This window comes from Paenibacillus sp. sgz302114, from assembly GCF_056120345.1.
The window spans coordinates 487,677-500,246 of sequence record NZ_JBVYOI010000004.1 but is presented as its reverse complement, the minus strand read 5'-3'; the positions used below and the strand labels follow the sequence as shown (position 1 = coordinate 500,246).

Sequence of the window (12,570 nt, the reverse complement as noted above, 5' to 3'; positions counted from 1 at the left end):
CCCTCCTTTTCTTTTCAATTGCTTAACGATTTGTGCTGCAAGTCGACGATTTTGATCCAACCGTTGTGTCTTACGAACACGGGCTCATATTCATCTCCCCAGCGCTTCAGAGCATCGCGTATATTCCATTCCGTAATCTCGCTGTAGATATCGACCAAATTCGTTTGATTGTGATGATGCCGTCGGTGGATGTAAAGCGGTACGTCTATCCAATGGAAGTGACTAACCTCGATCAATCGCATCAGCACCCGTTTGTCTTCCATATACCTGCCTTCATAAGGGTCATCCGTTGGCCAGCCGCCAATTGCTTTCAACGTGGAAGTCCTGTAAAACCGGGGCCATTGCGACATATTGGATAGCAGAAAATCGTACTTATCCCGGAAGGAGCGATTCTTCGTTACGATATTAAAAAACAAGCCGCCGCTCGGATTAATTGAGATGGAGTTGATGTTACCGCTGATCAATCCGACTTGCTCAGGCTGCTTATGGGCTTCGGCGAGCAAAACCTCAAGCGTGTACGGAAAGAACCAGTCGTCCGCATCCAACTGGATGACATAAGGCGTTGTGACGGCTGCCAAACCGACATTCATCGTCTTCGATTGACCGACGTTCCGCTCGTTGCACAAGTACGTAACGCGAGGATCCCCGAGATACGGCTTTGCGAGCGCAATGCTTTCATCCGTTGATGCATCATCAACCACAATGAGCTTCCAATGCTCGTAGGTCTGTCTAAATACGGTTAATATTGCTTCCTTCAAGAAGCTTCCCGCGTTATACGTAGGGATGATTACCGTCACTTCCGACTCCACCGCATTCACCTCAAGTTCCTGACTAATGCTTCAAAATCAAATCCGTCTTGGCCGTCGATAAGCAAATCCAGCGCATGGCCGAAATCCAGTGCTACCCTGCCGGTATCGCTCGCCAAGCGCGGAGCCAGAATCGTCGCAGGAATGCCTGCCGCGATAAGCGCAATCTGCCACTCCTTGTTGTCTCGCAGCTGCTCATACGCCGTCTCCAACTGATCGTAGCCTTCCAGGTTCACGGTATCGACAACACTTACGCCATTCCTATGAAATACTGTCGCAGCCTCCGCGGCTCTACGGCCAACCAGTATGACACGGTACTGCTGCATCCACTGCCAGAAATAAGGGAGTCTTGTCATATGATGCGTAACCCAGGCCGAGCAAATGGTATAGAAGCCCAGTCCAAGATCCAGAAACGTGCTTTTCGAATATTCCGCACCTGAGGCGTTCTCGCTAGTTGGGAGAATGCCTGCCGTCGTCGCGGAAGTAAAAGCCTTAATCAGCTCCGAGCGAATGTTCTGGCCGGCAAGGCCGTTATACCTGCGATAATAGGTCATGCCATTATAAAAATCGGGAAAAATCCGCAGTTCGGCAATTTCGGCGTGACCAAAACGGGCCAGCGAATACGGTTTGCCGTCCCTTACCGCATCATCGATGCAGCCCATTACTTCTTCCGTAGTAAGAAGATAACGTTCGTAGCTGAAATCATTCGAGAAATATCGATTATCCCTGTACTCCATGGCCATCTTCCTTTCATTCAATGACTTCGATCGGAACGCGCGGGAACCCGTTCTGAATATAGGGCAATAAATAATGGCCTTGACGTGCTCCGAGCAGAAAAATGCGGTCTATCCCGCGAGTAACGATAAGTTTGGAGATTAACCTCTCCATGATGTCAAGCTTCAGTTCAATTTTGGGAACGTACAGCGACAGATGAAACACATCGCTTGTCAACCAGCTAAACTCATCCACATCCGAATCCGTTATATACTCGGTAGCAACCATAGTGACCGAATAGTAGTCGGCATGAAGACCATCTATAAAATTCAAGCATCGGGCGCTCAGCCGGTCTCTTCGTGTCTGGGGCACGATCAGCATCCACTTCGGCAGCCTTGTGGACAGCGGTTTGGTCGAATAAATATGCCAGGAGCTTCCCTTCAAGATGCGCGGGCTCATATCCAGCAGCGGTGAGAGCTCCCACTTCCGCTTCAGCGCCTTCAAATAATCCTCTTGATACAGCATTGGATGACGTGCCTTGATTTGCTCGACCAGCTGATCATGGTGATCGATCGCTTCATGAACCATGGACCGTCCATGCCTTCGATACAAGAAGAGCCTCTCGAATATTTGATAACCGTGCCATCCCTTTTCGCCTAGAGAAATCCAGAAATCCCAGTCCTCGTAACCCATGACCACAAACCCGGATTTATAACCTCCAGCTTGAATACAGGCTTCTTTACGAAACAAGGACGTTCCGCACGTGATATTGTGAGACAGCTGGGTGTAGAAATTGTATTGAGGGGCGTCATGGACCCAATTCTCCGTACCGAAAGCCTTAACCCACGGGGATACAAATCCGACCTTCGGAAATAGCTCCATAATCCAGAATGCCTTCTCCAAGAACGTCGGGTGAATCAAATCGTCTGAATCAAGCGGCAAAATATAAGTGCCTCTCGCTGCTAAAATCCCGCTATTTCTAGCCGCAGCCACTCCTTGATTCTTCTGCTTGATTACACGGGTTTTCGGCTTCGTTAAGGCGGATAACATGGCAATCGTTGCCGTATCGGTCGAACCGTCGTCGACCACAATAATTTCAACGTCTTGGAACGTCGAATTCAATACAGAATCAATCGTTTCTCCCAAAAATTGCCCGTAGTTAAAGCATGGAATGACGACGCTAATGAGCGGAACATCAGGCATGGCTGCATTTAAACCTCCCTTTGGACAGACGGCTTGTGATGGTTATTCGCTTCCGTGCCCTTGGGACCAGCGAATCGTACGCCTCAGCCCCTCTTCCAAGGAGACGAACGAAGAGAATCCCAAGACAGAGCCTGAACGTGTTAAATCAGGGATCCGGGCCGGCATGTCTTCATAGCCCTTTCCATAGGCTTCGTCATAGGACATGAATTGGAGCATGGAATCCGAGTTCGTCATTTTAATTATCATGCGTGCTAATCGGAGCACCGTAGTCGGCCGATTCGATCCAATATTGAAAGCGAGTCCATCCGCCTGCCGGCTAAGCGCGCTTATCGTGCCTCTTACCATATCGTCCACATAGGTGAAGCAGCGGGATTGTGATCCGTCTCCATAGACGAGGAGCGGCTCGCCTCTGAGCGCAGCAAAAATGAACCGAGGGATGACCATTCCGTACAGCGAACTCGTCTGGCAGGGTCCGTAAGCGTTAAAGTAACGAAGAACGGTAACCGGCAGCCCCTTTTCGGCAAAAGCAAAGCATAAGTGCTCGTCAATGGATTTGGCCGTCGCATAGCACCACCGATGGATGGACGGCGCTCCATACACCCGATCCGAGGTTTCCGAGAAAGGGAGACTTGTATTCTTGCCGTATATTTCCGATGTAGAAGCGAATATAACCTTGATCCCTCTCCGAAAGGCCAGCTCTAAGACATGCCTCGTACCGTCAATATTTCCTTCGATGACCTTTATAGGGTCTTCTACCGTATTTTTCACTCCAAGGACAGCCGCCAAATGAAACACCGCTTCTACTTGATCCATGCATTTCTTCATCAGAGGGCGGTTCAACACGGAACCGTGAATGAACGTATGATTCTCGTGAGTATGCACGTCATGTAGAAACGCCTTCCGGCCCGCTGACAAATCATCCAGCGTGATGACCCTGTGCCCTTGCAGCAGCAGAGCTCGCACCAGATGGGACCCTATGAACCCCGCACCTCCAGTAACAAGAATATTCATCGTTGCCGATCACCTCCGGTCTCTCTCTCTCTTCAAAGCAAGACGATTTTCGATTTGTCCTTCACGCCTTCCGTCGCATTCCGCGTATCTACGATCAGCTTGGCGTGCTTGGCGAGCTCGTCGTATCGAATGGAAGAATGATCCGTTAGAATCAGCAGACAGTCCTTCCTCTTCACATTTCGAGTCGTAAGCGGAGTCCGTGCAAATGTTGTTCCCGCAACATGAAGCTCGGCTATATAAGGATCGTAGAAGCTCATTTGGGCCCCTTGCTTCATCAGCAGCTCAAACACTTTCAATGCCATGGATTCGCGCAGGTCGTTGACATCCTTCTTGTACGTTACGCCAACCACCATAATGCTGCACTGGTCCAGTGTAAGCGGGTAAAGGCTCTTCGCCGTCCGGGCCATGATATAGCTAGGCATTTCTTCATTCACTTGGTGACTCAGCTCGATGAAAGGCAGAGGGATGTTGAATTGCTTTGCCTTCCAAAGTAAATACATGGGATCAACGGGGATGCAGTGTCCTCCTACCCCAGGGCCAGGATAATACGGCATAAAGCCATATGGCTTGGTACGCGCTGCTCTAACAACCTCCCATATACTGATCTCCATGGCCTCGCATAACTTAACCAAATCGTTCATAAATGAGATATTCACGAAACGCTGACAGTTCTCAACCAGCTTCGTCATCTCCGCCGTTCTTGCGTTAGAAACGGTGACCACTTCATCAAAGACCTTTCCGTAAATCCGTGCCGCATATTGGGTGCAGGCAGCAGTCACTCCTCCGACCACTTTGGGAATCGATTGTAAAGCTGATTGCTTCTGGCCAGGGTCGATTCGTTCGGGCGAATACGCCAGGAACACATCGAAACCGACCCGAAACCCTCGTTGTTCAATAAATGGTTTCAGCTCCTCCTCCGTCGTACCTGGATAGGTGGAGCTTTCCAATACCAGTAAATGACCTGGACGCAAATGGGGTACCGCCTGTCTCATGGCTTGAAACACATAGGACAAGTCGGGCATCGCCGCTTCATTGGTCGGAGTCGGCACGCAGAGAATGATACAGTCAGCCTCAGCAATGGCTTCGTATGAAACGCCTACATGAAAACGTCCGCCGGCAAACATTTCTTTGAGTTCCTTGCGGGTTAAATCGGATAAGTAGGGCTGCATCAATTGAAGCTGCTTGATTTTATTCTGATCTGTATCAACGCCTATGACGGCGTGGCCTTTTTCCAAAAAAAGCCTGGCCAGCGGCAGCCCAACGTATCCGAGCCCGATGATGGCGATCTTATAACGCTCATTAGGCTGCATGAATAAGTCCCTCCCAGCTAGAATACTCCTGCCATCATCGTACGCAGCTTGATCTAGCAAAGCGCTAGATAGCTGCCTCTCTTTATGAAAATAGGAAATTGTCCCAGGTCTATTAATTTTGAAAACGGGTTTTTGTCCCTTTCGGAAAGACGAGATGACACATACACATGTAAGGACTTGAGACCAGAAAGGCAGGTTACCTATGCGCATTCTGCTTGCCACCTATTGGGGGCTTCCTTCTGTTGGAGGATTGGAGAAATATGTGCTGCAGCTGAAGAGGGGATTGGAAGCACGGGGTCATGTTGTGGATATTTTCTGCAGAATGCCTGATGACTCCGGCTTTCATATTCTAAACAAGGGCTTGGGATTGGCTAAAAGCAGCATTCGGCCCATGATTTCGGCCAAAGCGGATACTTACTTCGCGAACCACCTCCCCGGGCTTGATCACGAAGTCGAGTCTATGGAAATCGATAGATATTGCTTTGAGGCTGCCGCAGCTTATTTCCGCCCCGCAACCTATGACATTATCCATACGCAGGACGTGATTTCAGCCAGGGCATTCGCTCGGATCCGTCATCCGCATACAGCACTCGTTTCTACGATCCACGGATGCCTCTCGACCGAAAGTCTTGCTAGACATCAAGCAGATGGTGTTGCGAACGACGTTTTTCGTAAAACTCCACTTTGGTATTACTACGGTCTAATCGAGCACTTCGGTATTATGCAGAACCATGAAACTATAATGCCGACTGAGTGGCTTAAAGGAATCATGATCCGGGACTTTCGCGTCCCAGATGATCGGATGACCACGGTCCCGAACGGAATGGATATTGAGGAGTTTTTGTTAAAAATGAACGCACCCGCCACTACGCCCGACGCCGGCGGGAAGAAGGTCATATTATGCTCAGCCCGCTTCGACCCGGTCAAAGGGCATTTTCATTTACTTCGTGCTCTAGTCCGATTAAAGCAGGCCAGAAACGATTGGGTGTGCTGGCTGGCGGGGAATGGGCAATTGGAAGGAAGGATAAGAGAGCAAGCTGCAACCTACGGACTTCAAAACGAAGTCGTTTTCCTGGGAAACCGCGAGGACATTCCAGCTCTTTTAAACAAGTCGGATATTTTCGTGCTTCCGAGCCTGCAGGATAATCACCCCTACGCCATTATGGAAGCTCATGTTGCCGGGAAAGCGGTTGTCGTTTCCAATGCCGGCGGCATACCGGAAATGGTGGCGCATGAGAAGACCGGCCTGATCTTTCCAGCAGGGAACGATCAGGATCTATATGGCAACCTGCTTGCGGTTCTCAGCGAAGACGATCTTAGGCGCCGGCTCGGGGAACAGTCTAAAGCATTTGGTCTGCTTCACTGGTCTCTTCCAGCGATGACCGAGAGAATCTTAGCGATCTACGATAGAGCACTCCAAAAGAGATGGAGGTAACAGGCATGACCGAACGGAAAATAGTGAAAATCGGAAGAGTAACGAGAAAGGAATCCCGGGGGCGGCGACGCAAGAGCACGAACAGAAAACGAAGTCGTCCCATTCGTCTCAGAAGGAAGAAGCTTAGGAGAAGGCGCCGCTTCGTCTCCCTCGTCTCCGCTAACAGATATAACCGGTTCTTTCTCCCGCCACACCGAACGATTCGTTTAAAAGTAGAACGCCGGATTTGGGATCGTATCGCTGCCGAACTCCCCCCGTCTTACCTGGCGCCTGATATCGATTTCGTGCATCATATGAAACAGTATTCTCCCAGTCTCTAAATCTCCCTGATCGGTCCCGGGTGCGCTCCTCGCGTATGATTCGGAACCGGTCAGCTTTTATTTCGCAGGCTTGTCCATCTTGCATCATCATCCGTCTAAGCTTGCCCCCCTAGTAACAGGAAGGTGCAAGCTTAGACGGATTTCCGCATCCTTTTGCGCGGTTTGTATGTTCGTGCCGGTTTCCCTTTGTGATTCTTTTTCCCCCTTCTCTTCCCGCGCCTCTTCCTTATTACTCGGCCCAAAGGGGGATAGGATAGGTGGTCATGCCGGATTTCCAACCCAACGGGATATGCGAAGAGTCTTCGCTCCGACACAACAAATACATCGGACTGCCGGAAGCGGTACCGCCTGAAGGCTTCCGGCGAAGAGAAAGGCCGTTTCGTTCCCAGCTCCAGCAGATACACGGACGGGGTTTGATTGCCCCGATATAATCTCCCTGGCTTTAAATGCCTTATATGCTCGGCTGCTCTTTGCATATCTGCCCTTGCCGCCAACAGACCGAGCATGCTCAAGAAAGAGGCCAATCTGACCCGATAGGCTTGCATACCGAAGACCCGTGTCACAAGGTCGACATCCACATCTGCGGGCTGCGTAAGAAGCCCTTCTTTTACTTTGGCGGCTAGCCCGCGGAAATCTCCCTTATCAACAAGCATGCTCTCCTGGCCTGCCGCCGTTAAAACTTCTTCCAACCCACCCGAACGATAGGCAACCGTCTTTATTCCGGATAACAAAGCCTCCAGAGCGATCATGCCGAAGCCTTCATCGATTAAACTCGGAACGACAACTACATCCATTAAAGGGTACATGCTCTCGATGTCGGGCTGGAATCCGGGCATCCGGAAGCGATCTCGGAATTCCGACTGTTCCACCAGTGACCGGCAGTAACGTTCATAATCAGCATCGCCGGCAGGACTTGCGATACATAGGAAACAAAGGTCCTGCTGCTCAGCGCAAAGCTTTAAGGCCATGAGCAGAAAATGCTCCAATCCTTTCTCCCGCTGCACGCCTGCCGAAATATAACCAATCAGATGTTTGTGATCAGGGAATCGGAATCTCTTCTTTAACTCCTCATTCGCTTGCGGCAACGAGCTGGACTCACAAACCGCAGAGGACGGGGGGAGAAGCATAAGCTTCCCATCCGGCACGAATTCTCGGAACAGGACGAGTGAATGATTGGAGACCCCAACGATTAGGTCGGCATACCGATTGATCAAATGAGAGGATTGCCAGGCTGCTGGATGCTCATGTATTTTCTCCATGACCATCCAAACAACCGGTATACCTAGCGACTTAGCCGCCATGGCGGGCAGCGCGTTCACGCAGCTGTTCACAATAACGATGTCGGGTCTGTGAAGCTGAAGCAATTGAATGAGCATGACATGCTTACCTTCCGCTAAGATGGAGGCTTCCGTCCGCTCAAGCTCACCATCGGGACGATAGATTGACCATAGTAAAGAGAAAGGTTCGATCACAGTTCGGATCCCGTTTGCCTCGACTTCCCTCTTCAAAATACCGTCCTCTGGCACGACCAAGGTACATTCCGCGTGAGGAGACAGCTCCTTTGCCAGCAAAGATAAATATTTTTCCGCGCCAGTAATGAATCTTTGACCGCAGATGTGCGAGAATAGCATAACTTTCAAGCGGTTTGATCCGGCTTCTTGTCCTGGAGGAGCAGGGACCCAGTAACGTTTCTTTTTTGCGAGTTTCTTTTTGCGCTTAAGCCTCCCGATTCTAATCGCAACCGCTGTTTTCCCGCTCATGAGCCCCCCTCAATCCTTTCTCGTTTCCGATTCAGCGCCATTCCGTAAACCGCATCCATCCGGGACATCATGAGATCCAGCGACCATCGTTCATTACCGACATGCCTCGCCTGCGCAGAGAGATGATGGCGCAGCTGTTCATTACTCAAGAGCAAACGCAAATATCGATAGAGCTGCTCGTCATTTCCTGCCGGAAACACCAAACCCGTTTCTCCGTGAGCGACCATTTCGGGCATGCCTCCTGCATCCGACACGACAACTGCTTTACCGGCCACTTGCGCTTCCATGACCGCGTACGGATGATTATCCTGCAGACTCGGAAGCACAAATATATCCGATTGCTTGAGCAGTGCCGGCACATCTCTGCGCGTCCCCAGAAACGCGACGTCTGCCTCAATACCATGCAGTTTCACGAGCTCGCGCAAATTAAATTCCAGCCCGCCGCTGCCAACAAGCCAGCATTCCCAGTCGTCTCTCTCCCGTCTTAATTTGGCTAGCGCCCGTATGAGATACTTATGGCCTTTGATCACATCAAAGCGTGCCGGACAAATGATGACCATCTTCCCTGAAGACGCACGCATATTTGTTCCGCCGTGCAGCTGGTCCGTGAATCCTCTAATATCGATACCGTTAGGGACGACAGTTAACTTATCCATGGGAATGGAAAATTCGTGGGCCAACATCTGTTTCATCCACTCTGTCGGCAACGTAGCGGCATCTGCGCTATTCAATCCAAGCTGTTCACGCAGCACGGCATATTGCCACAGCTTCTCCTTGCGTTCCGGGTTCTCCAGTTCCCCCTGTCTGAGCAAAGTAAGAAACCATTCGCCTGCTAGATGCCCGTGGATGGTGGTAACAAGCGCGGTGCGCGGCCTTTTAATCCGAAACAAAGCCCGTGCGGAGATGACATCCTGTGCATGGATGAGATCATAAGAATCCACGCCCAAATAGGCTGCCCCCAGCTCATAGCAATACTGTTCCGTTTCAGCATCCTGAATGATCGGATCCAAGCCGAGCAGGCTCTCCTTGAAATACATCTTTATCTTCGACTCTACTAAGGAGTAAAGCGATTTTCTCGACAAATGCCGTTTTTTGTTCAGGATTGAATACCCGCTGCCATCCGGATACCTGCACAGAATATCCACCTGGTGGCCGCGTTGTTCAAGCCCCAGCTTCAGCTGCCGAATATAGAGATCAACTCCTCCAACATGAGGCAGACCCCAGAAGGTGGCCAGCAGTATTTTCATGGCTTTCTTGTCTTCCTTTCCGGTACGGATTCTATAATCCCATCTGTTTGCAAAGGTGCTTAAGGTCAGGAATCGAGACGTAAATGTTGTCAAGACCCTCCCAATACCACGGAATCCCTTCATAGCTAGGAGGCCGAGAGCCGATTCCTGTATAGGCAACATGCTGCAGTCCTCCGTAATCGCAAATTCGCTTGATGTCATGGACAATGAAATTGGGAGAGAAGAATTCAAGCACCTTTGTCTGCGAGCTGCAGAAGGTCAGATTCGTCAACGCGCTTCCGGTAGGCGAAATTACATATGCGGCTTCCGAGAACAGTTTGATTTGTTCTTTTACCGGCAAATGCTCCGGATAGATGATTTCAAACCCATACGATTGTAAGACCTGAATGACCTCTTCTTCATTCGTTAAGGTTCTTCCGACCGAATGTCCGCGGCTTATATACAATCTTCTTAAAGGTCTTGGCTCCTGCGAGAGGAATTCGCTTCTTAAGAAATGATAGACCCATTTCTGTCCGAATCCGATTGATGGCGCGATTAGCCGTTCAGCCTCGATATGAGATTGCTTATTGCTATAGATCAAACGATCAGCTGAAATGCCAAGCATCCCAAGCGTTTCATACTGAAAGGGCTGCAAATCTTGACTCACGATGTATTTATCTACAGGTATCCTGCTGCAAGAAAGCATATAGATACGGGGCAGGACGTCATACATCCAATGATAGTAGTTGGAGGAGCCGATTTTCGTAAGGACGGCTATGTTTCCAGGCATATATTCGACCGGCGGTAACGTTTGAGTGAGAAAAATCGGATGTTTGTGTGGATCATTGCTCCAATCATAGGAGACTTCCCATATCAGCACATTATTAGGAGAAATCACGGTTCCGCTGTCACCGTACACCCTGCCCCGGGGAATCGTAGCTACAAAGGTCGGGAACTGGGCATTCACGGCGACCTCGCAGTAGACATCCGATAAAGCGTAACCCGAGCTGACGGCCCAATCTTTCATCCAATAATAATAATCCGTTGGCCTGTTCATCAAAATGAATACCCCCTCTCAGATTTGGACGAATCCCATCCGTTCGAAAATGCCGCTATTGGAAACCTGGTAGGTTCCATACCGCTCCGTCGTGATTAACCGTCCAATGTACTCGGCTAAGTCAAACCTATTCGCAGGGGAGCTGAATTGATTGTCAGCCGACTGATTCATCTCCTGATTCTCGGCGAGCGAGCGTACAATGAAATGTCGGGGACAAACCGCCTTCACGAACTGCTCCCCTAGCAGGTTGGATTTTCCATAGATATTGAGATTGGTCCGATCCATATCGTTATAAAGCTCTCCAATGTTACCGTCAAACCTATATTCCGTACTGACATGTACCAGCTTCGCACCGGCTGACTCCGCGGCAATTGCCAAATGGCTAACTCCGAGCGCATTGATCCGGTAAGCCTCCTCAGCAGCTTCCTCGGCCAGATCCACATTGGAGTAAGTCATCGCATTGATAACGACGTCGGGCTTCACATCGCCAACCATCTTCTGCACAGCCCGCAGATCGCAGATGTCGAGGTCCTGCCAGGTAAAAGCCGTACACGTAAACGTTGACCCGAGAACACGGAGCAGATCTCGTCCGAGATGCCCACCGGCACCCGTAATAAAGATGTTCATGCGTCCCTTTCCTCCTTCACTCGGAAGCTATTTCCTTTATTTCTTCGATTTCGAGATACAATCTCAGATAATACCATGCTGCTATGATATGCATCCTAATCGGATGACTAGTGGACGATTACCCTCACCGTTCAAATTTGGCTTTTGCCTGTACAGGTGACGCACGAAGAAACGGCTGCCGTTTGGCAGCCGTTTCTTCGTGCGGAGTTAGATTCCGTTACCGATTCCGATATCGTCATACAGCTCAACGATATACTGAAGACCTGCAGGGTCAATAGTACTGCTATTCGGTGAATAGTTTACGGCTTCGAAGGACACGACGAAGAAGTACTCGGTTAGAAGAGGGATAGTAGTCGGTAGAATAGTCGTGTAAGTTTCGGAAAATTTAGAAATCGTTTGCCAAGGAAATGGAGCACTGCTTACTTGACCAGCATCATTTAACGATCCATTAATGGTGCCGCTCACAACACTTTTCACAAAAGTAAGATTGATAACACCTAATACATTGACAGCAAAGACCTCATCAATATAAAGTGCAGCGGCGTTATCGCTAAAAACTTCGGCTGTAGCCAGATGGTTAAGAGCCAAGTTGGGTAACAAAGATCCTCCGATTTCGTGGACTTGAGCAAAAAATAACGTACCTGGAGTATTTGACGACGCATCGGGAGGCTGTTCAACACTCCAGACATATTCAGGGTTTGTTGCACCTACAGCAGGATAGAAGCGCAGCTCTGGCCATAAAGGATATTGTCTGGAAAAACTTTCGACCGTGTTTCTTGTTGCGGTTGGAATTCCGGTAATCGCTCCTAAAATCGCGTCTGATCTGCTGTTCGTCGAGTACCAAGTTGTACCGGAATTGCTTACCAATGTTGCTAGTTTGTTAATCGGCAATCGCATCTCATTTCTATTAATAATTAAATCCTGGAAAATTAAATACCCATTTATTTCCAATGATTTATTTTCATAGTATTCCATCTCTCTTTCACTGCTTGGACACTTGCTGAACTTTCAGATCCGAACTGAAGATAATTTGCTATATGTGACATTTCCCCAATCCATTTATTGGCGAAATGAGTAAAGTAAAGCATCTGTTTTTGGAGC

Annotated in this window: 11 protein-coding genes; 1 reads left to right on the top strand and 10 read right to left on the bottom strand. The window is 49.5% G+C overall.

Annotated features, from left to right (window positions below; all coding sequences use genetic code 11):
• Positions 1-14: 14 nt before the first annotated feature.
• From AC0LWF_RS14415 to AC0LWF_RS14395, 5 genes are read right to left on the bottom strand one after another with little or no spacing between them, the layout of a single operon-like run.
• Positions 15-797 carry a glycosyltransferase family 2 protein gene (locus AC0LWF_RS14415; protein WP_474652215.1) on the bottom strand — a complete coding sequence of 261 codons (783 nt, stop codon included), beginning with the start codon at positions 795-797 and terminating at the stop codon, positions 15-17.
• A 17-nt stretch (positions 798-814) separates the two neighbouring features.
• Positions 815-1,543 carry a GT-D fold domain-containing protein gene (locus AC0LWF_RS14410; protein ID WP_474652214.1) on the bottom strand — a complete coding sequence of 243 codons (729 nt, stop codon included), beginning with the start codon at positions 1,541-1,543 and terminating at the stop codon, positions 815-817.
• Between the two features lie 13 nt (positions 1,544-1,556).
• The gene (locus AC0LWF_RS14405; RefSeq protein ID WP_474652213.1) at positions 1,557-2,723 is read right to left on the bottom strand and encodes a glycosyltransferase family 2 protein; all 1,167 of its coding nucleotides are present in this window, start codon (positions 2,721-2,723) and stop codon (positions 1,557-1,559) included.
• Between the two features lie 42 nt (positions 2,724-2,765).
• Entirely contained in the window at positions 2,766-3,734 is a 969-nt protein-coding gene (locus AC0LWF_RS14400; RefSeq protein WP_474652212.1) for an NAD-dependent epimerase/dehydratase family protein, read from the bottom strand.
• 32 nt (positions 3,735-3,766) lie between these two features.
• Entirely contained in the window at positions 3,767-5,044 is a 1,278-nt protein-coding gene (locus AC0LWF_RS14395) for a nucleotide sugar dehydrogenase (protein ID WP_474652211.1), read from the bottom strand.
• Between the two features lie 202 nt (positions 5,045-5,246).
• Here AC0LWF_RS14395 and AC0LWF_RS14390 point away from each other — a divergent pair, with 202 nt between their 5' ends.
• Positions 5,247-6,479 (top strand): glycosyltransferase family 4 protein, encoded by a 1,233-nt coding sequence (locus AC0LWF_RS14390; protein ID WP_474652210.1) that lies wholly within the window; start codon positions 5,247-5,249, stop codon positions 6,477-6,479.
• A gap of 451 nt (positions 6,480-6,930) precedes the next feature.
• Here AC0LWF_RS14390 and AC0LWF_RS14385 read toward each other — a convergent pair whose 3' ends face one another.
• From AC0LWF_RS14385 to AC0LWF_RS14365, 5 genes are all read right to left on the bottom strand, one after another.
• The gene (locus AC0LWF_RS14385; RefSeq protein WP_474652209.1) at positions 6,931-8,559 is read right to left on the bottom strand and encodes a glycosyltransferase; all 1,629 of its coding nucleotides are present in this window, start codon (positions 8,557-8,559) and stop codon (positions 6,931-6,933) included.
• Complete coding sequence (locus tag AC0LWF_RS14380) at positions 8,556-9,806, bottom strand: glycosyltransferase family 4 protein (RefSeq protein WP_474652208.1); 1,251 nt, start codon at positions 9,804-9,806, stop codon at positions 8,556-8,558. The genes AC0LWF_RS14385 and AC0LWF_RS14380 overlap by 4 nt, the downstream gene beginning before the upstream one ends.
• A gap of 31 nt (positions 9,807-9,837) precedes the next feature.
• Entirely contained in the window at positions 9,838-10,842 is a 1,005-nt protein-coding gene (locus AC0LWF_RS14375) for a glycosyltransferase family 61 protein (RefSeq protein ID WP_474652207.1), read from the bottom strand.
• Positions 10,843-10,860: 18 nt separating this feature from the next.
• Positions 10,861-11,469 carry an SDR family oxidoreductase gene (locus AC0LWF_RS14370; RefSeq protein ID WP_474652206.1) on the bottom strand — a complete coding sequence of 203 codons (609 nt, stop codon included), beginning with the start codon at positions 11,467-11,469 and terminating at the stop codon, positions 10,861-10,863.
• A 207-nt stretch (positions 11,470-11,676) separates the two neighbouring features.
• Complete coding sequence (locus AC0LWF_RS14365; RefSeq protein WP_474652205.1) at positions 11,677-12,444, bottom strand: hypothetical protein; 768 nt, start codon at positions 12,442-12,444, stop codon at positions 11,677-11,679.
• Positions 12,445-12,570: the final 126 nt, after the last annotated feature.